We start from the raw sequence: 25,684 nt of genomic DNA, 5'->3' as shown, positions 1-25,684 counted from the left end.
GTGGATTATTTTGTGGTAGTGGGCTTGTAATTATTGTCTAAAAGCTTGTTGACATCGCTTAATCGATAATAGATTTTATTGTTAATTTGCGAATAGGCTATCACTTTATTATCTCTCCAATTTTGCGCGGTTTTATGACTTATTTTAAATAGTTGCAATAAATCAGCATTGTCGAGTAATATAAGGTCTGGGTCTTGTGGAATGCGCTTTTCAAGCGTATTTAAAAGCGTTTCAAAACGTTCTAATAACTTCTTCCATTCGTTAATCGTAGTATCTTTAAATGGTTCCATTATTGCTTATTTTTAGAATTAAAAATTGCAATTAATGCCTGGTCTATTTCCTCTCTTTTATATCTGATTAAATTTCCTAATCGGTACGGTTTTATAACTCCTTTTTTATTCCAATCTGTAAGGGTAACTAAAGAAACTTTTAGGATTGTTGCAACCTCCTGACGTGTGAGATATTCAGCAGGTTTAATAGGTTGGAAATTTTGAGCAATTACATTTAATTCTGCTCTTACATCATTGATGATGTCTTCTTTTAATTCGGAAGGTGTGATACCGAAAACTTGGGTGATTTTACTTTGTTCCATCGTGATACGTTTTTATGTTCGACGATGTAAAAGTATCCTGTACTTAACGGTTTCTTATCATTGGAGTAACTCCAAAAGGTACTCCAAGGCTACTCCAAGTTGTTCAAAATATCATCGATTTTATCGATGTCTTTTTGGTGGTTTTCTCCTAATTCTTTTAAAGTTTTATCAAGATTTTGAATTTTAATTTTGATGTTTTTAGAATTTAAACCACAAATTTTACTAATAAGTTCTGATTGTTTGACTTTTGATGTCTTTTCGATTTTAGGATGTGTAAAAAACCCAATTTCTTGCAGGAGTAAAACTATTTGATTTGCTGTTAATTGCTTCTCGGTTTTCGGTTCTGCTTCTTTTATGTCTTGTGCTTTAGGATTGGTAAAGTTGGAAGTTTTTGTTTTTTCTAAAATAATTTCTGTACCCCATCCTTTATAATCACCATTACTTTCATCTATTAAAGATGCGCCTTCTTTAGTTTTAATTATATAACCGTATTGTCTTAATTTAACAGCTAAAAACTCTAATTTTCTCTTAAGTGTAATTCTGTATCTATCATTATAATCAACGTATTCATTGTAATTATGAGCTGAATCACCGATAATTACTCTATTGTCATAAGGCTTTGAAAAATATTCAATTTCAGAAATCAAAAAGTCAACTTCATATGCATCTGGGACATCAATTATATAAAGGTCTTTTCTTGCTTCAAAATGTTTCTTATAAACTTCAGAAGGACAATCAAAATAAAAGTAGTTATCAACTTTTGATTGATTATATAGTTCAAAAATAAGACGTTTTATTTCGCTTGTTGCCAATTCAATATCAAACTCATACTTTATTTCAACTTCTGTATGGTCTGCCCAAGGATCACTTCCAAAAGTTGAATCAATTTCTTGATACATATTTTGCTTTAATGCCTTTAATTCATCAAAATTCTTTGTAATCAATATCGCTAATTCCTCTGATTTCAATTTTATCTTTTGTTTATTTGACTCTTTAAATGTACTTTTTTTAGATTCTAAAAATGCAATTAATTCGTTAGCATAAAAATTTAAAAAATAAAGTAAAAAATCATTTTGAGCTGCACTTGAAGTATTGTATTCAGTAGTTCCAGGATCAAAATTTTGTTCAAAGTAACTATCTACCATTTTGTAAAAATGTTCCGATTCTACATTGTTTTTTAATATGTCCTCTAAATTGACATTAAACTCTTTTAACCATCGTTCAATTTTATCTTTTCCATAATTCTTTAGATAATCTTGTCTTTTAATTTCGTTAATTTTTAAATCTAAATAATGGTCCTTTTTATTTTCATCAAGAGATATGAGGTCTGTTAGAACGTTAGATTTTATTTCTTCTATACATTTTTGCAAATGAACCATTACACCCATTGCAGTAGCATTTTTAAGGATGTTGTTATCGTCTAAAAGACTTAAAAACTTTTCAAAACCATAATAATTTTCACTCATAGGATTTAAATAAAAATATTAAATTTATTAAACCTTATCCTACTTTGCTACTTTCATATTAACTTTTTCAATATTATTCTCTTTATTCTGCTTTAACCAAAATTCTTGAAGCGTTTTTGCATTCTCTTTAGGTGTTATTTTAATATACTTTAAAAATTGTGCTTCTGTTTGATGCCCTGTAATAGCCATAATAACCATATTAGGCAATTTACCGTATAAGTTAGAAGCAAAACTTCTTCGACAAATATGGGACGTAACAAGTTTATGCATAGGATAAATACCTTTCTCTTTTCTTTTAGTTTTTGGGTTAATCATAGCACCTTCAATTTCTTGTTTAAACCCAGCTTCTTCACAAACATCTTTTATATGTAAATTGAATTTTTGGTCTGATATTTTTCTTGGGAAGCCATTATGTTTTTCAAGTATTTCTTTTACTTGTGGATGCATAGGTATAACAACGTTTTGCCCTGTCTTTTGAGTTTCGATTTCAATAAAACCTTCTTTTATATTGGTTGCTTTTAGTCTTAAAAAATCTGATATTCTTAATCCGGTTCTTAAACCAATTATAAACAAGTCTCTTGCATTTTCTAAACGCTCAACACCTTTGTAATCGTGATTGTATATTTTATTGATTTCAGAATCTTTTAAATAGATGCTATCGGCTTTTACTTTAGGCGCAAAGAATTTAGGATGATTAATATGTTCGTGAACTGGTAAGCCTTGAAGTTTTGCATCTCTGGCCATTGTTTTGATAGTGCCAATATAATTACCTACTGTACCTAAATTAATTTTTTGCTCTTGGGTTAAGTAGTTTACAAACCTATCATAAAAGGTTAAGTTTAAATCTGTGAATTTTAGCTTTGTTTTAAACTTCTTTTCATACTCAATTATTTTATTCTTGGTTGTTGTGTACTTTGTAATTGTGCCAGAACTTACAGGCTTATTTTTACCCTTAATAATTCTTGAAGGAGCTAACTCAATAAACCGCTCTACAAATGGAAGAAAAAATACTTGGTCGATTGCATCATCATTTACAGGTCTATTAAAATGATTAGCTATTTTACTTTTAAGCCAATCTCTATCAATATAAACGCCTTTAGAATTATCTGAATTAAATTCAGTAATTATAAAGTTTTCGAGTTCAAATAAATGTTGGTTTACTTCATCTTTGTAAGCTGCATCATTAGTATTTTTAACTTTCTGCTTTGCTTGACTCCAATGATTTGGCAGGACCTTTAAATCTGTTGAAGCTGTGTAGTCAAATTTTCTTCCGTTTTTAAAACGTAACAGGACATTAGAATATCCTTTTGTACCTTTTACAAGGTAATTAATAGTAGCCATAATGTGATAATATCTTAAAAGTGAGCAATATAAAGATACAAAATTATCCCCACATTATCCCCACAATTACTATATTTATACATTATTTGCTTAATTAAATTTTGATTCTAAAAACAGTAAAACCCTTTATTTATAAGGGTTTTCAGAGGTTTTAGGTAAGTATGTGATATATAGAAAAAGGGCTGTCGGGTTCCTCTTTCTCCGCTAAAACCCTTGTAAACATTTGATTTGCAAGGGTTTGTTTTTTTTGCAGTATTGATTTAAAATTTAATAGCGATAATTATAATAGCTTTTTATTAACTTCTTTTTATTATATGCAACTGATATAAATTCAATTTATATATTTGTTTAATACTAATTTTGGAATACTTAAAAATGAATAATAAACTTTTATTTAGTACTAAGTCAGAAAGAAACTTTTTCGTTAAGATAATTATTCCTTCAATAATTGTGTTTTTATTTTTTTCTCAAAATTCATATGCACAATATCCTACAACAAAAGTAAAAGGAAAGTTTGAAGTTTATACCGATAGTTTAAAGCAAGTAGAATATACAAACGTTTTCCCTATTTGGGGACAACAAGCATATAAAAAAGGTTTTGACATTCCATATCCAACTGGAATTATGGTTAATTATATGTATTTAAAACAAGGGCTATTAGTTGAAAACCTTCAACTTGGTTTGCAAACTAAAAATGTGGACATTCCACTAACTCCTGTAGATTTTATAGAATTTGGAGATAATTATAGTTCTGCTCATTCAATTATGGTTAGACCAGATATCTGGGTTTTTCCTTTCCTTAATGTTTATGGTATCTTAGGATATGGTCAATCTACTACCGAAGTAAACTTAACATATCCTATCGAATTACAATCTATTGTAGAACAAAGTGTTAGAACTGCAGGCTTTGGTATTACTGCAGCTGGTGGAATTGGCCCAGTTTGGATAGCGTTAGACACTAATCTAAGTTGGAATAAACCAGAACTTTTAGAAGATGCTGTAAAAGTATCTACTTTTGGATTAAGAGTAGGACATAATTTTGTTTACAAGCACAAACCATATAGAAATTTTGGAGTTTGGGTAGGTGCTATGAAAATGAAACTTGGATCAGAAACTGTTGGAGAAGTTAAAATAGGTGATATTTTTCCACAAGAAGTTTTTGACAGAGCTGCTGAAATTGAATCTAATTATTATGATTGGTTAAATTCTTTAAACCCAAATAATCCAATTGATGCTATTAAAATTGAAAAAGCCAATGAAATTTTAACTCCAATTGTTGATCGAATTGCAAGCGCAGATGGAGAGTCAATAATTCGTTATGGTCTTGATAAAAAAGCCAAATCAGAATGGAATGGTATTATTGGAGCACAATTTCAATATAATAAAAATTGGATGTTTAGAACAGAGGCTGGTGTTATTGGAGATAGAAAGTCATTATTGTTATCAATCAACTATAGGTTTCTACTTTAATAAATAAAAGATGCATGTCAAACCTTAAGTTTAAAACTAATATGTCTAATATTTCTATAGTAAAAGCCACGCTTATAATATTTTTAATCCAATTTAAAAGTTTTTCTCAAGACATCGAACCAAGACGATGGACTTCTATGCCTTTAGGAACCAATGTTATTGGTGTTGGTTATGCACATACTTTTGGCGATATAGAATTTGATCCTGTTTTACAAGCTGAGAATGCAACTGTAGTAGTAAATTCTTTAGCTTTACAATATGTTAGACCATTTAAAATTGGAACTAAAATAGCTAGAATTGATGCATTAATCCCATATAGCTCAGCTCGTTGGGAAGGCTTATTAAATGGTGTGCCTACAACTGTAAAACGAAATGGGTTTGCGGATCCTAGATTAAGGTTCTCCATCAATTTTATTGGACCAAAAGCCATGAATCCTAAAGAAATGCAAGAATATCTAAAAGAAAACCCTACTTATACTACTGTAGGTGCTTCTTTAGCAATTACTTTCCCATTAGGACAATATTATAGTGATAAGCTTCTGAACTTAGGTTATAACTGTTTTGTTTTTCGTCCTCAAGTAGGTATGGTACATAAATGGGGAAAATGGTCTTATGAACTTACTGGCTCTGTATTTTTCTATACAAATAATAATGATTTTTATAATAATACAACAAAAAAGCAAGAGCCTCTTTTTGCGATGCAAACACACCTTGTTAGAACCTTTAAACATCGTATTTGGACTTCTTTAGGCCTGGGATATGGCCTAGGTGGACATTCTATAGTAAACAGACAACCTAATAATGATGAACGTGGAAATTTTGTAGGTGGTGTTTCAGCAGGAATGCCAATATTTAAAAAACACTCTATAAAGCTGGCTTATGGTACTACGCTTACATTAAAAGATGTAGGTGCTAATACAAATGGTTTTATTTTAGGTTGGTCGGCTATGTTTTAAACTCATTTTTATTCTTTTCTACACAGGTTAATAAACTTTTTTAACATTCTAAAATAATAATAGTAATTTTCGGCACAATAAATGTTATTACTTACGTTATAAAAAAACATTCATCTATATGCATAAATTCTTTTTTATTATTGCTCTACTTTCCTCTACTTTAATTTACTCGCAAAACAATGCTTTTAAAGCTGGAGAGAATCTTACATTTACAGCCTCCTATAACATGTCTGGTGTTTTAACAGAACTGGCTCAAGTTAAGATGGAAACTAGTGAAGTTAAAACATCTAAAGCCACATTATTAAGATTAAAATGCACAGCTACCACGTATAGTAAATGGGATAATTTTTTTAAAATTAGAGATTTGTATGAAAGTTATGTAAGTCCTTCAACTGTTAAACCTTATTTGTACAAAAGAGATATTTATGAAGGAGGTTATTCTAAATTTGTTCAATATAAATACAGCCATTCCAAAGGCACAGTTACCAGTCTAATCAGAAAGAAAAAGAAAACAGGTGGGACTTACGATCAAAATAAAACTTTAAACATATCTAGTAATACTAAAGATATTGTTTCAACTATATACTTTTTAAGAACTCTGGATTTAAAGAGTTATGCTACTGGTAATTCCAAGACCTTAACTGTATTATTTGATAACAAGCCTACAGAAGTTGTTTTTACTTATTTAGGTAAAGAATCTATTTCTACAAATATTGGAAATAAAATGTGCTTTAAACTATCTATTTCTATAAAAAATAGCGATGTATTGAAAGGCAATAACAATAACATTCTTTGGCTTACTGCAGATGAAAACAAAATACCTGTTTATGCAAAATTTAAGGTAGCAGTTGGAAATGGAGAGTTAAAAATTAAATCTGCAACTGGTCTAAAAAATTAAAAACCATGAAAAAACTTTTTATCATTTTAGGGATTATAGCATCTGTACTTGCACTTGTTTTATCTATTTTACCTCTTTCTAATTTAGCTTTTTTTCCTGCTATAGCTGCATTTATCTTTGCATTAGCTGCGTTTTATTTTACAAATAAAGAAAATAGCTCTAAAAAAACGGTCCAGCTTATCTTTTTACTAACTATTATAGCGCTTTCCATTTCAACATATAAATCTTTATTTAATACAGTTGAAGTTGGTAATACTGAAGAATTAATAGAAAGAGAAAAACAATCTGAGGAAAATGCCATAGAAGAACTTGAAGGTTTAGATCTTGATGAAATTGATGTTGACGAAATTGATGTTGAATAAAAGCACAAAATACTTTTCAATATCGATATTTTTTTAGTTATTTGACTGTAAATAAGCTAAATCTATGAAGGCATTTCTTGTCGCTTCCATATTCTCTCTTGTCGGTTCTTGTGCTACAACAAAATATAGTACTAAAATCGAAACGTTAAATAATAATATTAAAATTAGCGATAGTACTACTATTATTAAATATGCTAGTACCATTACAGTTCCTGAATTAAGTAAGCACTTATACAAGTATGCTAGCGATGAGTTTCAAGGCCGAGGAACTGGAGAAATTGGTCAGAAAAAAGCAGCTGAATTTTTAAAGGACTATTACTTATCTCAGAACATTTCTTCACCTATAAACGATTCTATCTATTTTCAAGTTATTCCTAAGTCCTATTTTACTGATGACACCAAAGCCTCAGAAAACGTTCTAGCTTATATTAAGGGAAATGAAAAACCAGAAGAAGTTGTAATTATATCTGCACACTACGATCATCTTGGAATAGAAAATTCGCAAATTTATTATGGTGCAGACGACGATGGTTCTGGTACAGTAGCTCTTATGGAAATAGCTCAAGCCTTTAAACTAGCTAAAGATAATGGCTATGGACCAAAGCGATCTATTTTATTTCTGCATCTAACTGCCGAAGAAATTGGATTAGAAGGCTCAAAATTTTATACAGAAAACCCCATATTTCCTTTAAGTGAAACCATGGCAAATTTGAATATTGACATGATTGGAAGGATTGATGAAAATCATGAAGAATTAGGTCAAGAAAAATATATCTATCTAATTGGAGCAGATAGGCTAAGTAAAGAACTACACTTGCTTTCAGAAAAAGTAAACAAAGCATTCTTTAACTTAGAATTGGATTATAAATATAATGCCGAAAACGATACAAATCATTATTACGAAAGAAGCGACCATTATAATTTTGCTCAACACAACATCCCAGTTATTTTTTATTTTAATGGAGAACATGAAGATTACCATAAACCCACAGATACTCCAGATAAAATAAATTACAATATCCTTGAGCTCAGAACACGATTAATATTTGCTACTGCTTGGCAATTAGCAAATCGAGAGAATCGCTTGATTTTAAATGAAAGTCTATAAATAACTTAGGACTCTGGTGTTAAAGTTTGTTAAAATCAGCTAATCAACGAACTAGCTTTAACTATTTTTGTTAGAATACTTAACTAAATAAAATTTCAATGAAAAAAGCTTTATTAATTATTTGCAGTGCAGGACTGTTTTATGCTTGTGGCACGCAAAAAAGTGATACAACAACGCAATCAAACGTATCTGTAACTCCTAAACCAGTAGATGTCACTACTTATGGAGAAACAATTACTTCAGAAGAACTAAAAACTGACTTATATATTTACGCTTCAGATGATTTTGAAGGAAGAGGAACTGGTGATCCAGGGCAAAAAAAAGCAGTCAATTTTTTAAAAGAAAGATATATAACACTTGGTGTTCCTGCTGCTCAGTCTAATAAAGATTATTTTCAAAATGTTCCTTTAGAAAAATTAGGTGTTCCTAATGTTGCCTTTACTGTAAATGATAAAGCATATACCAATATAGACGATTTTGTTTCTATTGTTTCTGTTCAAGATGGCACTTTAAAAACATCAGAAATTGTTTATGCTGGTTACGGAATTATAGATGATAATTATACTAGCTATAAAGATCTAGATGTAAAAGGTAAGGTCGTTTTAATTAAATCTGGTGAGCCAAAAAATACTGATGGAACCTTTGTAATTACTGGTACAGAAGAAACTTCAAAATGGTCAAATTTCAGACAAGCATTTGCTGCTAAACGCGATGTTGCAAAAGAATTAGGTGCTAAAGCCGTTTTGGTTTATTACCCAGAAATTTATGATATGGCAGTTGCACGTTTTGGTAGTGCTAATGGTTCTATTTCTTTAAAAGAAAATACTGAAAACATGTATTACTTCCTAGTTAATACAGATATGGCAAAAACCATTTTGCCTACTATTGAAACTGAAGAAAAAAGTCAAACTATTAATATGCCTTTAAGTTTAGACTATAAAAACGTTTCTGAAGAAATAAGCTCTGAAAATGTTGCAGCAATTATTAAAGGAACAGAAAAACCAGATGAATATATTATTATTTCGGCACATTTAGATCATGAAGGTATTAAGAATGGTGAAATATATAATGGAGCTGACGATGATGGTTCTGGTTCAGTAGCCTTATTAGAAATAGCTGAAGCTTTTAATGTTGCTGTTAAGGATGGTCATGGATCTAAACGTTCTATTGTACTACTTCATGTAACTGCAGAAGAAAAAGGACTTTTAGGATCGCGTTATTACACAGATATGGATCCTATCTTCCCATTAGCAAATACTGTAGCAAATTTAAATATCGATATGATTGGTCGTGTAGACCCAAAACATGAAGAAGGTGATGGCAACTATTTATATCTTATTGGAAGTGATAAATTAAGTTCAGAATTACACACAATATCTGAAGAAGTAAACAATAAGTATACAAATATAGTATTCGATTACACGTATAATGAGGACGACGACCCAAATCGTTTTTACTACAGAAGTGACCATTACAACTTTGCAAAAAACAATATTCCTGTAATCTTTTATTTTAGTGGAACGCATGTAGACTACCATAAACCTACAGATACTCCAGATAAAATTAGATACGATTTATTAGAAAACCGTACACGTTTAATTTTCTATACTGCTTGGGAACTTGCTAATAGAGATAAACGAATTGTGGTAGATAAAATTTCTGAATAACAATATTCAGTCTTACAATCCTTTAAGCTGTTTAAGAAGTATTCTTTTTAAACAGCTTTTTTCTTTTAAAAAAAAAGAAATGAATACAATTTAGAATTGGCTGAAATTATAAAAATAAAGTACATTTACATTTATAATATTAGTAATTACTTAATCCAACAGAAAACTATTTAATATGCATTTACCATTATTACAAGACATTCTAATATTATTAGGTTTTTCTGTACTAATTGTATTCTTGCTTCAAAAAGCCAAACTCCCTTCTATCTTAGGTTTTTTAATTACTGGTGTTATTATTGGTCCATTTGGATTAAGTCTAGTAAACGCTGTTGAAGAAGTAGAAATTATTTCTGAAATAGGTGTAATCTTATTGTTGTTTGTTATTGGTATGGAGCTTTCTATTAAAAAGCTAATATCTATGAGAAAAACTGTTTTTATAGGTGGTTTTTTACAGGTAGGATTAACTGTTTTAGTTGCTGGAATTTGTTACTATCTCTTAGGTAATAGTTGGAACGAATCTGTGTTTATTGGTTTTTTGTTCTCCCTTTCTAGTACTGCCATTGTTTTAAAAGTGTTTCAAGATAGAAACGAAATGTCAACACCTCATGGTAGAAACGCCTTGGCCATTCTAATCTTTCAGGATATTATTGTGGTTCCTATGATACTTTTTACTCCTATTATTGCAGGAGAAAGTACCAACGTAACGGCTAGCATTTTAAATTTACTATTTAAATCTGTTGTAGTCTTTGTTATTACCTTTTTAAGTGCTCGTTATGTGGTACCAAAATTTATGCATGCCATAGCAAAAACCAATAACAAGGAGTTATTTTTATTAACAACCATAACCATCTGTTTTGCAGTAGCATTTTTAACTTCCGAAGCAGGTTTATCTTTAGCATTTGGTGCTTTTATAGCTGGTCTTATTATTTCTGAATCAGAATTCAGTCATCAAGCAACAAGCATTATTTTACCATTTAGGGAATTGTTTATTAGTTTTTTCTTTATTTCGGTTGGAATGCTGCTTAATTTAAATTTCTTCTTCAACCATATTGGTGTTATTCTATTACTAGTTTTAGCTGTTTTGGTTGTCAAATCATCTATTGTGGCTTTGGCTATTGCCATTTTGAAATATCCTTCTAGAACAGTTTTAATTACTGGTTTGTCTTTATTTCAAGTAGGTGAATTTGCATTCATCCTTTCAAAAGTGGGCATTGAATATAATTTGTTATCGGCAGAAACCAATCAATACTTTTTAGCAGTTTCTATTGTAACCATGTTACTCACACCTTTTGTAATCATTTTCTCTGAAAATATTTCTGATAGATTCCACAATACTAAAATTGCTAAAGCATTAGCTTCAAGTTCTAAAGAAAACCCAGAAGAATTATATGAAAATGTTGAAATCGATTTAAGTAATCACCTAGTAATTATTGGTTTTGGAATTAATGGTTCTAACTTAGCAAAAGCCTCTCAATTCAGTAACATTCCGTATGTAGTTATTGAATTTAATGCTGAAGTGGTAAAACGCGAAAAAGCTAAGGGAATTCCAATATTGTTTGGCGATGCCACACAACCACATATATTGGAAACTGTAAATTTATCGAAAGCGCGTTCTGTAGTAGTAGCAATTTCAAATGCAGAAGCTACAAGAACTATAATTAGTAATATTCGAAACATCAGTCAATCGGTTTATTTGGTGGTAAGAACTCGCTATGTTAAAGAAATTACTGAACTTATTGCTCATGGTGCAGATGATGTTATACCAGAAGAATTTGAAACTTCCATTGAAATATTCTCACGCGTACTTCACGATTTCTTAGTACCAGAAAACGATATTTCGGAATTTATCGACTTAATTCGATCCGATAATTACAAGCTTTTTAATTCTAAAAAGAAACTTCCAAACACTTTCAAATCCACTAAAATACCAAATGTCAATATCACTTGCTTGCGTGTAAATATTGATAGTGGAAGAATTATTGGAAAATCTCTTAAGGATTTAGATATTAGAAAAGACTATGGTATTAATATTTTAGCTATTGAGCGCAAAGATGAAGTAATAGACCATATTGACCCAAATGAAAAACTGCATTATAACGATAAATTATACGTTAGTGGTAGACAAGAAAATATAGAGGAGTTTCATAGAATTCTTAACTAAAAAATACTTTTTCTTACGTTTGGAAGAAATAAAACACATAACCGTTACCACATTAGATGGAAAGGCAACAGACCTGATAAAAGAATACAAAAACAAACCTCTTTTAATCCTGTTTTATAACAACCAATGCTTGGGTTGTACTGGTCGTGCTATCCCATTAGCATATCAATTTTTAAAAGAGTATCCAGAACTTTCAATAGTTGCTATTCATAGTACCTTTGGAAATCAAAAGATTAGCAAACAGGATATTTTAGATGTGTTTACTACAAAAGAAATACCTTTTCCTATTTACTTAGACCAACACCATAAATGGTTCGATTTTTTTAAATGCGAAGGGACGCCACATTGGATTTTATTAAACAATAAAGCGCAAATATTCCGATCGTTTTATGGTTCCCAAGAAAATTCACAAAATAGATTGTATTATGCTCTTGAAGAACTTTTAAGTATTTAAGAACACCCTTTTGAGCTAATTGAAAAATTATAAACAAAAAAAGCTTCACATTTCTGCGAAGCTTTTGTTTTCTGGGTGGAAGACGGGATTCGAACCCGCGACCCTTGGTACCACAAACCAATGCTCTAACCAGCTGAGCTACAACCACCATTTTAAATTGGACTGCAAATGTAATTTATTTCCTTTTTTTTACAAAGCCTTTTATAAATATTATTTAATTATTTTTTTACTTTAAATCAAACACACTGTTAACCACTGGATAACGCTCTACCGTAAAACCCTCACCATAAGCTACACCTACCAATCTACCTAAATCTTTTGCTCTATATTCTACACTATCTGTAAAGTTTTTACTTGAAATAGGTGTTTCGGGAGCATTGCTTTTAGGATTATAAAACTGTGTTTTATAAGCCATAACAGCTTCTGTTTTTTTAGTCATAAAATTAGACACATCTACTACAAAATCAGGTTCTATTGGTTGCCATTGAATGTAATGATATACTTGTTTAGGTCTCCAAGGATCTTGCCATACCTCATCATCTTCATCAAACTTAGTATCGATTTTCAATAAACCACTTAAAAAGCAAGCATCGCTAACTAAATTACTACCTTTTCCATGGTCTATATGTCTATCAAAAATAGCATTACATAATACAATTTCAGGTTTGTATTTTCTAATCATTTTAATAATCTCTAATTGATGCTTCTTATCATTTACAAAAAACCCATCAGCAAATTCCATATTTATTCTAATGCTTGCACCAAGAATTTTTGAAGCTGCTTCAGCTTCCTCATCTCGAGTTTCGGCAGTACCACGTGTACCAAGTTCACCACGTGTTAAATCTATAATTCCAACCTTCTTTCCTGATGCAATTTCTTTTGCTAAAGTTGCTCCACAACCTAATTCTACATCGTCTGGATGTGCTCCAAATGCTAGTATGTCTAGTTTCATTTCTTTAATTTTTCTTGTTTAATTGCTTTTTCAATTCTCATGTCAGGAATTAACCATATTATAGCTACTAAAATAAAAATTGCTCCACTTATCCCTACATTTATAAATGCAAAAATAATTCCTAAAACATATAGAACAGGTGATACTTTTCCTTTATAATCTTTACCTAAAGCTTTTGCTAAAATGGAATCTTTACCATGATTATTTATAATAAGTTTCTGAAGAATAAAATATGCAATAGCAGATCCTAATAATACAACACCATATAAAAATACTGTTGCGCTTGTAAAATGATTTTCTCCCATCCATCCTGTAACAAAAGGAATTAAGGACAACCAAAATAAGAGATGCATATTAGCCCATAAAATACGACCTGTTACATGATTTACTGTTTGCATCATATGATGATGATTATTCCAATAAATGGCTAGATAAATAAAACTTAAAACATAGCTGCTAAAAACTGGCAATAAAGGCTTTAAGCTTTCAAAATCACCACCATGTGGCACTTTTAGTTCAAGTACCATTATAGTAATAATAATGGCCAACACACCATCTGTAAATGCTTCTAGTCTATTTTTAAACATAATATTATTTTACTTTAATTAAAGCATGTTCTATGTCTTTTATTAAATCTTTTTTAGATTCTATTCCTAAAGAGAAACGAATTAATCCATCACTAATGCCTAACTTATTTCTTTCTTCTTGGCTCAACAAAGCATGAGATGTTAATGCTGGCAACAACATGGTACTCTCTACTCCTGCTAGACTCATGGATGGTTTTATTAGTTGTAATGATTCTAAAAATTTAGACGCATTTATGTTTTCATTTAATTCAAAAGACATCATGGCTCCAAAACTTTTCATTTGAGATTTTGCCAATTTATGTTCTGGATGTCCTTTTAATCCAGGATAATAAACATGCTTTACATCTGGATGTTTGTTTAAATATTTAGCTAATTTTTTAGCATTTTTACTTTGAGCTTTTATTCTTAACCCGAGAGTTTTCATACTTCGCTCTAACATCCAAACCATAAAATCGCTTAAACTACCTCCTAAGTTTTTACCAACATGCCAAATGGTTTTAATATGAGCTTCTGATGCTGCTACTGCTCCAGCTAATATATCGCTATGACCTCCTAAATATTTAGTAGCCGAATGGATAACAATATCAATTCCTAAATCTATTGGGTTTTGATTAACAGGACTAGCAAAGGTATTATCTATAGTTGTGACAATATTTCTTGATTTTGCTAAGTTAGCAATTGCTTTAATATCTGTAATGGTCAATAATGGATTGGAAGGTGTTTCAATATGAATCAATTTAGTATTTGGTTGAATGGCTTTCTCAAAATCGGAAACCTGATATCCTTCAGTAAATGTAAATTCAATACCATATTTTGGTAATTCCTCTCTAACAAAATTACTAGTTCCTCCATACAATGGATTTTGAATTACAATATGATCTCCAGCTTTTAAAAAAGCTAAAAACGTAGTGCTTACAGCTGCCATCCCTGAACCAAATATCATAGCTGCTTCTGCATGTTCTAAAGCTGCAATTTTTTTGGAAAGATATTCTTGATTTGGTGTGTTAAAATAGCGTGGATACCTTTTAACATCTACATTCTCAAACTGATAAGAAGTAGACATATATATTGGAGAAACTGCTCCTTTAAACTGTTCGTCTATAATTTCTCCTGTATGTGTACAAATAGTATTTAGCCCAAATTTTTCCTTATCCATATCGCTTATTTTTATAAGTATATAAAATTAAGAAAAATCAATTCAATAAAACATATTTACTTACTTAACTATTTATCACATATTAGAATCTTAATTTCTATTGTTAACAATAAAAACCACTTTATATCCTTAATTTTTCAAAACTCCCTAATGTAATGGGGTTTGAGTACAGGGGCAATCGCTAATTCCTTGTAAGAAATCTAAACCAATAGTAACCATATGTGTTCCAGAATTATATCCTGACAAATCGTTAGTTGTAATTTGATATGCATAAGCGAAATAGAAGTTAGATTTTTTAACACCTGCCATTGGACCAATATTTAAAGGCGTGAAAATTTGGTCATTAAGAAATCTATAAGATATTCCTGCCCAAATATAATCTTCATTTCTACTGTACTTTCTAATTTTTACATTCAAGTCTGTACTGGAACGATCATCACTATCGAAATACTGGAAAAATACAGATGGCTCAAATTCAATTTTTTTATTGGTTTTACTTTGAATAACTATTCCTGAATATACTTGGTAATTTAAAAGTAGGTCTGGTTCAATTCCTGTAAAGTCATCAATATCTTTTGGTAAAATATTATTGGCATTTAAACTAAAATAAAATCCTTTATTTCTATACAAAACTCCAATATCAAAATTATTATTAGATATCGCTCTATCGTCTGTAACTCGAGGGTCGATAATAGGAGTTTCGTAGGTTGGTTCGAATTTATCTATGTCAATTCTAAAACTGTTTAAGTTATATGAGATACCAAAAGACAGATATTGTTTAGAATAATAATCTAATATTAAGTGATGGGCAAAAGAGACTTTTAATCCTTTCTGTTTGGTATTTCCATTACTATCATTATACAATGATATTCCTACGCCAGATCGATTTGAAATTCTAAAATCAGCATAAATAGATTGATTATCAGGAGCACCTTTTATACCAACCCATTGCGTTAGTCCATTTGCTCTAATTTTTAAATTATCGCCAATTCCAGCAAAAGTTGGGGAAATAACAAATGGATTATCTGCTAAATACTGTGTAAAAACGGGTAGGTTTAACTCTTGACTATAACTATGTGTTATGGCTAAGAAAAGAGTATATATAATTAGTTTTTTCATTTTGATTCGTTTTTAGTTTTTAGATAATAACTATTACTTAATTATCTGTAAAGTGTGAAATGGCCAACAAAACTTCTATTATCATCAGGATCATTAAGTCTTACAACATACCAATAATCTCCTGTTGGAAGTTCTTTACCTTGATACAATCCATCCCAAGTTTCCCCTATTCTTAAAGTTGCAACTTTTCGACCATAACGATCGTAAATATCGAAATCAAGATTTGGATAATGAATGGTACAACCTGGAGCCCAACCGTCCAGAACACCATCTCCATTTGGAGTAAAGTAATTTGGAATACAAACATCTACATAAGTAAAATATCTTGTAGCTGTAGCTGTACAACCGTTACTATCTGTAACTGTTACAGTATACTCTCCAGATTCAGAAATAATAAACACATTTGTAGTTCCGTAATATTCCCCATTGAATGTGAATTCATATTCTCCAGATCCTCCACTAGCTATGGCAATAATTTCGTTTATTTCTCCATCATTTATAGCAAGTGTTAAAGGGTCGAAAGTAGTAATATCAAATAATTCTGTTCTTTGAATACAGCCATTTGTATGTCTAACATCTATATAATGACCAGTTCCTGGAGCTACATTAGTAAACACGTTGCTTAATTGATATGGACCTCCATCTAAAGAATAGTCTAAATCATCTAAATTTGTAATGCTATCATCAACAGTAACTGTAACAATATTGCTTGGTAAATTATTAACACAAGCATATTCAATTGTAACAATAGGATTAATTCTTACAGATTCAGGAAAAGTAATATTCCATTCAGATTCACAACCAAAACTATCACGTACATAAACCATATGATCTCCACCACCTAACCCAGTAAAATCAAATTGAGTTTGTCCTGGAGCACCAGTTGTATATGGTCCACTATAATTATCTAAACTCACTGAATAAGGAGGTGTTCCTCCTGAAATATCAATACTAAATTCACCATCCATATCACCTTCGCAAACTTCTGGTATAATAGAAGAAGAAACAATAGTAATAATAACTGGAGTTGGTTCACTAATAGTGAAATTTAGGATTAGATAGCATCCTAATTCATCTTGAACAATCACATCATAGTTTCCTGGTTCTAAATTCTCGAATACATTTGTATCAAAAAATTGATCCAATTGAGGAGATATAGCATATTTAATAATTCCTGTACCTCCTGAAGCGTTTATTACAACAGATCCATCATTTGCACCATAACAAGTAACATCAGTTATTGTAAAAGGAGCAATTAGTGGTGCAGATGGCTCAGTAATAGTAAATGGAGCTGAAGTAGTTATACAATCTCCACTAACAACTTGTACTTGATACGATCCTGCTGGTAATTCAGTAAACACACCTGGAGTAATTTGTGTTGCAGGAATGGTATTTCCTAACGTATCTTGTAAAGTATAAACATAATTTCCTAAACCTCCTAGTGCTGAAGCCACAACAACTCCTGTGGTATCTCCTGCACAATTAATAGTGGCATTGGTTAACGACAAATCAAGTGTTAACGCTGGAAGTGGATCAATAGTAATTTGATTAGAAACAATGGCAATACAACCATTTGCATCTTGTACATAATATTCATAAGTTCCAACAGGAACTGGGAATGTAGTTGATGTTGCAAACGATCCTAAAACAGGAGTAAACGTTATATTATCGCTATACGTATAAGGTCCTGTTCCACCTGTTGCACTTAAAGTAAGTGTTGCTTCAGTTAAACATGTTTGAGAAGTTTCTTTTACTAAACTTGCTTGTATTTGTGTAGGTTGTGTTATTACAATATCTGCTGAAGTAAAACTACAACTATAAGGATCTGTTACTACTACTTGATAAGTCCCTACTCCTAATCCTCCAAATACTGGAGAACTTTGAGGTCCTGAAGAACTCGTAGTAGGAGAAATCATATTCAAAGTATATAAATAATCACTTCCTAAACCACCAGAAGTAGCTGTTACAGTAATTGTAGCATTGGTATCACCAAAACAAGAAAGCAAAGTAGCACTAGGTGTAACTGTTGCATTAATTGGAGGTGGCACTAAAAGAGTGACGGTATCTGATGCGATACAACCACCAGAATCCATAACATTTACAGTATAAACACCTGCAGATAAATTTTCAAAAGTTCCATTTGGCGAATAAGCTACTGAAGATGTTCCAGTTAATTCATATTGATATGTTCCCCATCCACCACTAGCAGTTGCAGTAATTGTTCCTAAATTATCTGTACAAGTCACATTAGAAGTTTCTAACGCAACAACTGTTAATGCGGTTGAAGGAGAAGATATTATAACACTTGAAGTTGCATCACAAAACGGGCTTGCAGTTTCTGTAATAACTACAGAATAACTTCCAGCTTGCATTCCATAAACTATTTCTGGATTAGTAGAAGTATTAGCAGCAATTGGTCCTAAAACCAAAGTCCCTAAGCTATCAAATACTTCATAATTATAAGTTCCAGAATAACCACTGACATTTATTTCAAATGTTCCAGTATTATCACCAAAACAAGTAACTGCTGTTGGAGTTGTAGTAAATGTTGGAGGAAGTGCAGCTTGTAAGAATATAGTAGCATCTTCAGTACATAAAGTAGCAGTATCAGTAATGGTTATAGTATATAATCCTGATGGTACACCAGAAAATATATTTCCAGCTAAACTTATAGATGCTGGATTAGGACTTATGCTATAGGTATAAGAACCTGTTCCTCCAGAACCGGTTACTGTAATTTCACCATCGTCATCATTACAAGTTGGTACAGTTGTTACATTTGGCACAACACCTAATATAGGCTCAATATCTACAGTTACTAAATTCCCACAACCATTAACATCTTGAACTTCTATGGTGTGAGTTCCTGATGTTAAATTAGTAATAGTAAATGGTGCTGTTAGCATTTGAAAAGCACCACCATTTATACTATAACTATAAGGAGGCATTCCTACAGTTGCTAAAGTAACATCAATTTCAAAAGCACCTTCAACAGCAGTACATTGATTATTAACTGTTGCTGAAATTACTGGACTTGGGTCCATTGGTAATACAACAACTGGGCTAGAAACCACACAACCATAAGCATCAACAACATGAACATAATAATTTCCTGCATCCATATTAAATGTACTTGCCGAAGCCCAAGATGGATCTGTAGCAAGAGGTGCTGATGGTGTAGTTGTTATTTGATATAAATATGGAGCAGTTCCATCGTGACCAATGGCGCTAATAACACCAGAATTTGCATTACAATTTGCATTTTGATCAACCGAAACTGATAAATTTAAAGCAATTGCAGATTCTGTAATGTTAAATGGAACAGTGACTATACTACAACCACTATTAGAACCAGAAGTTTCACTTATTAATACATAATAATTTCCAAAAGGTAAAGGCCCTAAATCAGTAACAGTAAGAGATCCACCTGCAGGAACTATACCTGAACCAGTAACACCAGTAGTTACTAATGTGAATGAATCGAATATTTCGTAAGTAATATTAGTAGCTGTTGCATAAACGCTATTAACTGTAAAAGACACATTACCATCTGCACTACCAGTACATGTAATATTATTTGAGGTTACTGCATCTAATGTTAAAGTAGAATTTGTAGGAATAGGGCTTGTAGCTGTTTCATAATAACTACAACCAGTAGAAACGTCATAAACAATAAAAGTATAAGTTACTCCTGTTGTTAAATTGCTAAAAGTAGCGCTTCCTGGAGTACTTTCTGGAATCCAAGATCCTCCTGGTGGAGTTCCTGTAGCTGGATAAATACTAAAGTAAAATGGTCCAGGACTTATTAAAGTAGTTCCTATAGTTACAACTGCTTCTCCTCCAGATAGACAGTCTGTTATGGCAGTAATATTAATATCTAAGTCATCTGGTGGAGATGCAACAAGTACATCTTGAATTAATAAAGAACATCCATTGGCATCGACTACATTTATTTGGTATAATCCAAAATCAACCACATCAAAACTAACTGAAGTTGACCCTGTAGTATTTAATTCTGAATTTGAATAACCGTTTGTTCCTGTTACAAAATAGTTGTATGGAGCTGTACCTCCAGTTACACCATCTACAATAACCGATCCTTGAGAAACACCACTTCCAGAACAAGTAATATCTACTGTATGATAATTTACAATAATAGGATCTGGTTCAGCAATGATTATAGTTTCAGTATCGGTACAAGAATTCCCATCTGTTAATGTTATGGTATAAGAACCTGCTGATAAACCAGAAGTTTGTGTTCCATAATCGACTCCAGTAGTATTATTATATACATTTATTACATAAACTGGTTCTCCAACTGTTGTATTAATAGTTACTTGAATAGCGGCATTTGAATCTCCAGGACATAAAATTTGTTGTGTTTGTATTACTGAAATTATTTCAGGTAACGTTAATACATCAATAGTGTTTACAGCAGATTCTGCTGTACAACCTAAAGAATCTGTAATTTGAAATTGAAATGTCCCAGAAGTAGCTGTTGTGTAAGTAAATGGAGATCCTGTAGCTCCTAAATTACTATATGCTCCACCATTAATTGAAACTTCATAAGTAAAAGGAGGTGTTCCTCCTGAAATAGTTCCAGTAATAACGACATCTGGAGATGCAGTACAATCTAAATCTTTAGTTACAATTGTACTTACAGTTAATACAGGTAATGGGTCTATTGTATAAGATTCTGTATAAGTACAGTCGTTTTCATCAATCACTTGAAATGTATAAGTTCCTGGTGGTAAATCTGGAAATACATTTGAAGTTTGGGAAGGTGTTACTTCTGAAGCTGGAGCAATTATTTGATATTCTAAAATTCCAAAACCTCCTGTTGTTCCTGTAATTGTTATTGTTGATGTGTTCAGTGGACAGCTTAAAGGCGTGTTGCTAAACGTTAGGTCTGTTGGCGGGTTTAATGGATCGATAGTAATGCTATTGGCAATAAATGTACAACCACTCGCATCCTGAATTATTATAGTATATGTACCACTAGTCAAACCAGAGAAAGTAGTTCCCGATTGAAAAGTGACGCCATCAATACTATATGAGTATGGTGGTAATCCTCCTGTAACTCCAGATACTGTAATAACTCCATTAGTTGTACAAGTATAAGGAGTTGTTAAAGTTGCTGTTCCAGCTAAGGGAGTGTTTTCTACAATCATTATTGTTTGAGGAGTAGTAAGGCAAACATCTGGACCTGTAGTATATTGTACTACAACATCGTAATTTCCAGCAGTAAGACCTGTAAACACATTAGAACTTACAAAAGTAACACCTCCATCAATACTATAAAGTAAACTGTTTCCATTAGGATTCGTAACATTTACTGTAATTGAACCAGATGCAGAACCAGCACATAAGATATTTGTTTGAGTTACATTAAATTCAGGTGCTAAGGAAGCATCAACCGTTATAGAAGTAGTTGCTTCACAGTTATTAGAGTCCATAACAATAATATTATAAACTCCTGGAGCTGTAACTACTATTTCAGGAACCGTTTGAAAAACAGTCGTACTATTTACAAAGTAAAAATATGGTGGTGTTCCTCCATTAGCATAAACCGTAATTTCTCCATCTGTACAAGTTAACGGACTTGTTAATGCTGACGTTGCGGTTAATAATGTAGGTTCAATAATTTCAACATCTTCTGTATGTATACATCCATCTTCAGTTTCTACAATAGTTGTGTAGATTCCTGGATTTAAATTTGTAAACGTATAATTATTAGTAGTAATGGGACCTATACTATTTACAAGTGTTGAGCCAATATAAATCGAAAAGAAATACTGTGGTTCAACATCGTTAGCAGCTAAACTTATACTTCCTTTGTCTCCATAACATAAGGGTTGTGTTACATTAATAGAAGCTGTAAAATCTCTATCTCTAATTTGTACATCTGGAACTGAAAAAACACAAGGATTAGTTGGTACACCAAGTTGTCTAATATAAACTGTATAAGTGCCAGGAGCAGTAACAACAAATGTGTTACTTGTTTGAAAATTTACACCATCAATACTATATTCATAACCACTAGGAACACCTCCTACTGTTATTTGTCCAGGTGTGTTGCAAATAATATCACTACTTGTAACCGTTGGGTTTAATACGTTTTGGTAAACATTGAAATAAAACTGACTAAAACAACCTCCTTCATAATTTAGTGTTAACCTAAATTGTCCAGACGTATTGGCGTTAAAATTTGGCCCAGTTCCAACTTGATTCCAAGTACATGCAGCATTTTCGTTCGCACAATCTGTATCAGTAACAGGAGCACAACTTCCTTCATCTAATTGTTCCCAAATAATTGACGTAGCATCTGTAATACCAGTTTCAATTAATGTAAAATCGTTTGCACCACATAAAAAGATGTTTGGTAATAATTTTCCATCATTCGGACAGGTTACAACTTCATCTGCATAAGGGATAACAGGATTTGTTAAAGTAGTTCCTCCATAATTTGTAACTATAAATACTTGATCAATAGATTGGCAAGGTGCTAAGGCTGTATTATGTACATAATATGTACCTACTGCTGTTACAGTTATTGTTTGAGTAGTTCCAATAACAGGTGTTCCAGTAGGACTAGTTGACCATGAGTAAGAGTCATAACCATTTGCAGCAGTTAACTGAACACTATCTCCACAAAGAATAACATTTTCAGTAAAATCACAATCTAATCCTACTAAAAAATTTGTTGTCTGTGGTGTGATTAAACATCCCGTATTACTATTTACACTAGGGTCATCAGTAATTATATAATCTGGGTTTGTAACACCTTCATAAGTTGCAAAAGCTTGGTTGTTTATAATATTAGAGCAAGCATCATCTAACGCATTACAACTATCTACTACTTGTGCATGAATTATAATTTCATAAACTGGATCGTTTTCTTCAACAAGATAATCTTCTATATCAAAAATTATTTCTCTAGTAGCAGGATTATAACTAGCAACAGTGACTCCAGTTGGCAAAATTAAATCTGTTGGATAATTAAAAATAATATTTATAGGTAAGATATCTCTAATTTGAAAATTAGTAGTATCATCATTTCCTGTATTTTGAAAACCAATGATATAGTTCAAAGGCTGACCAAGTGTAACTGTTTGTCCTCCTATATCATTTCCTAAATCATCTTGTACAATTTTAGTTAAAACAATATTTGGTGCAATTATTTCTATAGCAAAAGCACTAAAATAGAAATAATAGATATCTAGATTACTTCCTAAACTAATACTAGCTGAAGTTGCTCCATTGGCAATTAAACTATTTCCAGGGTTTGGTATATTTATAATCCCTGCATCAAAACCTAGCGTATTAGAACTGGATGGATTCCTATCCATAAAAATCTCTGGTGTATTTGTAGCAGGGTCAATAATAGATACTGTACTATTAAAAAAGTTATTCCCAGGACGTATAATTGTTCCAGCATTATTTGTAGCATTAATAGTTGTTCCATTTAACCTTAAATAATCTCCTGTATATTGTCTATCTCCTTCAATTGTACTAAAAGCATATTTAGCTCTAACTGGACCAACAGGTATGGTATTAAACCCTGAAATAGGTATTGTTTCATTTATAGAGCTAGTTATTTTTGTAAAACCATCAAAGGATGTTATATATTTACTTGGTAATAGAGGATCTTCATATATTACAAAAAGGGACCAGCCAGCCGATAGACCTTCAGAATTAGGTTTAGGACCTACTAATGTAGAAATATTTGCTACAGAATAGGTTCCTTCTGGATTAGGCAAAGCTGTTAAAATGCTTGTTACATCATGATAATATGCATATGAATTTGAATAAACATTATTTGCTGCGTTTTGATAATATATTTCAGTACCAGTTATATCTAAGTATGTTCCACCAGGAACTTTAAATTTTACTTCTGATATTGGTTCTGCCCCATTAACAACTGCACTCCAATACAAACCTGCATAAACTATTTGGTAACAACTTTCATCACTTGGTACATCTAAATCTGCACTACTCGAATTGAAAGTGGATGAGTCACCATCTATATCAACATAAACAGCCGCATTAATTTGGTCATTTGTACCAGTTCCATTGTAAGGATCTGAAACATGCAATCCAACATTACTATTACCAATTAAAAGCATATCTCCTTTAATGGCATCATCATATCTGGGTGCAAATGGAACTAAATTTTGAGAAAATGATTGCAAGCTCATTACTAGTAACATTACTAGAATGCTAATCTTAAAAAAAGTAGGTTTTTTCATGATATTCTTATTTATATTCATTTAATCTACATAAGGGGCATTATGATGACCAAATGGGGCTTTATTAATTTTTCTTATTATTCAATTTTAACAACAGACATTTTTCCGTTATATGGTTTATCTCCTTTAGTTTGTAATGCTCTCATAGCTTCTTCTACATAATCGAATTTTTCGTAGTAAATAAAATATTTACTAGTATTTACATCATAGAAGAAATTAACTTTCGATTCTCCTGCAGATACTACTTTTTCTAAGAAGGTATCTCTATCATTTATATTTTCATGCACAGCAATAATCATATAATAACCATTGTCAACATTCTGAACATCTTTTAAAATTTGCACATTACTACTTTGCTCTTCTCCAAAATTAAAGTCTTCTGCTGTTAATGGCTCAGAACTTATAGGTGTCGTATTCTTAATTCTTTCCAAAGTAGCCATGTCCTTATTATATCTGTCTTTCTCATTATCATAAAGAGCACGTTTAATTCTACGTTTTCTCTCAATTTCTGTTGCGATATTAATCGTTTCTAAAGTAGATACTAAATTAGCCCTGGTTCTTTCAGATTCAACTTGCTCAGCTCTTAAAGTTTGAATAGTTTCTAAATAATATTGGCTTGTTGCATCATTTTTATTTGATCCTTTTTTAATTCGTTGGTTATAAAGATTCTCTAACTCAACAATTGTTTGATTTCGACTAGACATGGCTTTCTCTAAATCAGATTTTAAAGCTTCTAAAGCTCTATTCTCTGCCGAAATACTCTTAAAAGGTTTAGGCTCTAAATAAATACCTTGTTCGCTTAAATCGTTTTCTTCTTTTAAGTCTTTAAGGTCTTTTTCTTTAGTAATAACAACTTCATTTAATCTAATTAATAAAGCATCTTGTTCTTCTTTAGACTCTTTAGTTTCTTCAGTTAATGCATACATCGATTTAGCTAATGCGTCTTTTTGAGTAATTTCAATATTAACTTCTTCGTCTGCTTGTGCCTGAGCTGCTGCTTCTGCTGCCAACCTAGCTTCTTCATCTGCTTGTGCTTGAGCTGCTGCTTCTTCTGCCAACCTAGCTTCTTCATCTGCTTGTGCCTGAGCTGCTGCTGCTTCTGCCAACCTAGCTTCTTCATCTGCTTGTGCCTGAGCTGCTGCTAAT

The 25,684-nt window shown here is 31.6% G+C and carries 18 protein-coding genes and 1 tRNA gene; 8 read left to right on the top strand and 11 right to left on the bottom strand.

The window, feature by feature from the left end; translation table 11 throughout:
- Positions 1 to 5: 5 nt before the first annotated feature.
- The 4 genes from LX78_RS04840 to LX78_RS04825 all read right to left on the bottom strand — a co-directional run bounded on the left by LX78_RS04840 (position 6) and on the right by LX78_RS04825 (position 3,399).
- Positions 6 to 290 (bottom strand): helix-turn-helix domain-containing protein, encoded by a 285-nt coding sequence (locus LX78_RS04840; RefSeq protein ID WP_109681517.1) that lies wholly within the window; start codon positions 288 to 290, stop codon positions 6 to 8.
- Complete coding sequence (locus tag LX78_RS04835) at positions 290 to 592, bottom strand: helix-turn-helix domain-containing protein (protein ID WP_109681516.1); 303 nt, start codon at positions 590 to 592, stop codon at positions 290 to 292. The genes LX78_RS04840 and LX78_RS04835 overlap by 1 nt, the downstream gene beginning before the upstream one ends.
- Positions 593 to 681: 89 nt before the next feature.
- On the bottom strand, positions 682 to 2,058 hold the full coding sequence (locus tag LX78_RS04830) for a hypothetical protein (protein ID WP_109681515.1): 1,377 nt from the start codon (positions 2,056 to 2,058) through the stop codon (positions 682 to 684).
- A gap of 39 nt (positions 2,059 to 2,097) precedes the next feature.
- Positions 2,098 to 3,399 carry a site-specific integrase gene (locus tag LX78_RS04825; RefSeq protein ID WP_109681514.1) on the bottom strand — a complete coding sequence of 434 codons (1,302 nt, stop codon included), beginning with the start codon at positions 3,397 to 3,399 and terminating at the stop codon, positions 2,098 to 2,100.
- A 375-nt stretch (positions 3,400 to 3,774) separates the two neighbouring features.
- Here LX78_RS04825 and LX78_RS04820 point away from each other — a divergent pair, with 375 nt between their 5' ends.
- From LX78_RS04820 to LX78_RS04785, 8 genes are all read left to right on the top strand, one after another.
- Positions 3,775 to 4,869: a hypothetical protein gene (locus tag LX78_RS04820; RefSeq protein WP_109681513.1), complete on the top strand. Its 1,095-nt coding sequence runs from the start codon at positions 3,775 to 3,777 to the stop codon at positions 4,867 to 4,869.
- Positions 4,870 to 4,883: 14 nt separating this feature from the next.
- Positions 4,884 to 5,825 carry a transporter gene (locus tag LX78_RS04815; protein ID WP_245881475.1) on the top strand — a complete coding sequence of 314 codons (942 nt, stop codon included), beginning with the start codon at positions 4,884 to 4,886 and terminating at the stop codon, positions 5,823 to 5,825.
- Positions 5,826 to 5,943: 118 nt separating this feature from the next.
- On the top strand, positions 5,944 to 6,723 hold the full coding sequence (locus LX78_RS04810; RefSeq protein ID WP_109681512.1) for a DUF3108 domain-containing protein: 780 nt from the start codon (positions 5,944 to 5,946) through the stop codon (positions 6,721 to 6,723).
- 5 nt (positions 6,724 to 6,728) lie between these two features.
- Positions 6,729 to 7,085, top strand: a complete 357-nt coding sequence (locus tag LX78_RS04805; protein WP_109681511.1) for an FUSC family protein — start codon at positions 6,729 to 6,731, stop codon at positions 7,083 to 7,085.
- A gap of 64 nt (positions 7,086 to 7,149) precedes the next feature.
- Positions 7,150 to 8,193: a M28 family peptidase gene (locus LX78_RS04800; protein ID WP_109681510.1), complete on the top strand. Its 1,044-nt coding sequence runs from the start codon at positions 7,150 to 7,152 to the stop codon at positions 8,191 to 8,193.
- Between the two features lie 98 nt (positions 8,194 to 8,291).
- A complete protein-coding gene (locus LX78_RS04795) occupies positions 8,292 to 9,860 on the top strand; it encodes a M28 family peptidase (RefSeq protein WP_109681509.1) in 1,569 nt (522 codons plus the stop codon).
- 175 nt (positions 9,861 to 10,035) lie between these two features.
- Complete coding sequence (locus LX78_RS04790; protein WP_109681508.1) at positions 10,036 to 12,021, top strand: monovalent cation:proton antiporter family protein; 1,986 nt, start codon at positions 10,036 to 10,038, stop codon at positions 12,019 to 12,021.
- Between the two features lie 19 nt (positions 12,022 to 12,040).
- Positions 12,041 to 12,475: a TlpA family protein disulfide reductase gene (locus LX78_RS04785; RefSeq protein WP_245881474.1), complete on the top strand. Its 435-nt coding sequence runs from the start codon at positions 12,041 to 12,043 to the stop codon at positions 12,473 to 12,475.
- Positions 12,476 to 12,548: 73 nt separating this feature from the next.
- Here LX78_RS04785 and LX78_RS04780 read toward each other — a convergent pair.
- The 7 genes from LX78_RS04780 to LX78_RS04750 form a co-directional block, all read right to left on the bottom strand.
- Positions 12,549 to 12,624, bottom strand: a tRNA-His gene (locus LX78_RS04780).
- A 77-nt stretch (positions 12,625 to 12,701) separates the two neighbouring features.
- Complete coding sequence (bshB1, locus tag LX78_RS04775; RefSeq protein WP_109681507.1) at positions 12,702 to 13,427, bottom strand: bacillithiol biosynthesis deacetylase BshB1; 726 nt, start codon at positions 13,425 to 13,427, stop codon at positions 12,702 to 12,704.
- A complete protein-coding gene (locus tag LX78_RS04770) occupies positions 13,424 to 14,014 on the bottom strand; it encodes a TMEM175 family protein (protein WP_109681506.1) in 591 nt (196 codons plus the stop codon). Before LX78_RS04770 ends, bshB1 begins: the two co-directional genes overlap by 4 nt.
- Before the next feature lie 4 nt (positions 14,015 to 14,018).
- Positions 14,019 to 15,170, bottom strand: a complete 1,152-nt coding sequence (locus tag LX78_RS04765; protein WP_109681505.1) for a trans-sulfuration enzyme family protein — start codon at positions 15,168 to 15,170, stop codon at positions 14,019 to 14,021.
- Between the two features lie 147 nt (positions 15,171 to 15,317).
- Positions 15,318 to 16,289, bottom strand: coding sequence for a PorP/SprF family type IX secretion system membrane protein (locus tag LX78_RS04760; RefSeq protein WP_109681504.1), 972 nt, complete (start codon positions 16,287 to 16,289; stop codon positions 15,318 to 15,320).
- Between the two features lie 41 nt (positions 16,290 to 16,330).
- Positions 16,331 to 24,538 carry a T9SS type B sorting domain-containing protein gene (locus tag LX78_RS04755; protein ID WP_109681905.1) on the bottom strand — a complete coding sequence of 2,736 codons (8,208 nt, stop codon included), beginning with the start codon at positions 24,536 to 24,538 and terminating at the stop codon, positions 16,331 to 16,333.
- 77 nt (positions 24,539 to 24,615) lie between these two features.
- Positions 24,616 to 25,684, bottom strand: a 1,069-nt coding sequence (locus tag LX78_RS04750; RefSeq protein WP_109681904.1) for a sprD domain protein, incomplete at its 5' end; no start/stop codon positions are given.

Source organism: Xanthomarina spongicola, assembly GCF_003148645.1.
GTDB lineage: Bacteria > Bacteroidota > Bacteroidia > Flavobacteriales > Flavobacteriaceae > Xanthomarina > Xanthomarina spongicola.
Note: the sequence above shows the minus strand (reverse complement) of the source record. Positions and strands in the feature narration are given on the sequence as shown.

Bases quoted from the DNA above. Each gene is read 5' to 3' on its own strand.
- LX78_RS04770 (WP_109681506.1), bottom strand. From the start codon at position 14,014: ATGTTTAAAAATAGACTAGAAGCATTTACAGATGGTGTGTTGGCCATT.
- LX78_RS04800 (WP_109681510.1), top strand. From the start codon at position 7,150: ATGAAGGCATTTCTTGTCGCTTCCATATTCTCTCTTGTCGGTTCTTGT.
- LX78_RS04795 (WP_109681509.1), top strand. From the start codon at position 8,292: ATGAAAAAAGCTTTATTAATTATTTGCAGTGCAGGACTGTTTTATGCT.
- LX78_RS04815 (WP_245881475.1), top strand. From the start codon at position 4,884: ATGTCAAACCTTAAGTTTAAAACTAATATGTCTAATATTTCTATAGTA.
- LX78_RS04765 (WP_109681505.1), bottom strand. From the start codon at position 15,170: ATGGATAAGGAAAAATTTGGGCTAAATACTATTTGTACACATACAGGA.
- LX78_RS04820 (WP_109681513.1), top strand. From the start codon at position 3,775: ATGAATAATAAACTTTTATTTAGTACTAAGTCAGAAAGAAACTTTTTC.
- LX78_RS04760 (WP_109681504.1), bottom strand. From the start codon at position 16,289: ATGAAAAAACTAATTATATATACTCTTTTCTTAGCCATAACACATAGT.
- LX78_RS04840 (WP_109681517.1), bottom strand. From the start codon at position 290: ATGGAACCATTTAAAGATACTACGATTAACGAATGGAAGAAGTTATTA.
- LX78_RS04755 (WP_109681905.1), bottom strand. From the start codon at position 24,538: ATGAAAAAACCTACTTTTTTTAAGATTAGCATTCTAGTAATGTTACTA.
- LX78_RS04790 (WP_109681508.1), top strand. From the start codon at position 10,036: ATGCATTTACCATTATTACAAGACATTCTAATATTATTAGGTTTTTCT.
- LX78_RS04830 (WP_109681515.1), bottom strand. From the start codon at position 2,058: ATGAGTGAAAATTATTATGGTTTTGAAAAGTTTTTAAGTCTTTTAGAC.
- bshB1 (WP_109681507.1), bottom strand. From the start codon at position 13,427: ATGAAACTAGACATACTAGCATTTGGAGCACATCCAGACGATGTAGAA.
- LX78_RS04825 (WP_109681514.1), bottom strand. From the start codon at position 3,399: ATGGCTACTATTAATTACCTTGTAAAAGGTACAAAAGGATATTCTAAT.
- LX78_RS04805 (WP_109681511.1), top strand. From the start codon at position 6,729: ATGAAAAAACTTTTTATCATTTTAGGGATTATAGCATCTGTACTTGCA.
- LX78_RS04810 (WP_109681512.1), top strand. From the start codon at position 5,944: ATGCATAAATTCTTTTTTATTATTGCTCTACTTTCCTCTACTTTAATT.
- LX78_RS04835 (WP_109681516.1), bottom strand. From the start codon at position 592: ATGGAACAAAGTAAAATCACCCAAGTTTTCGGTATCACACCTTCCGAA.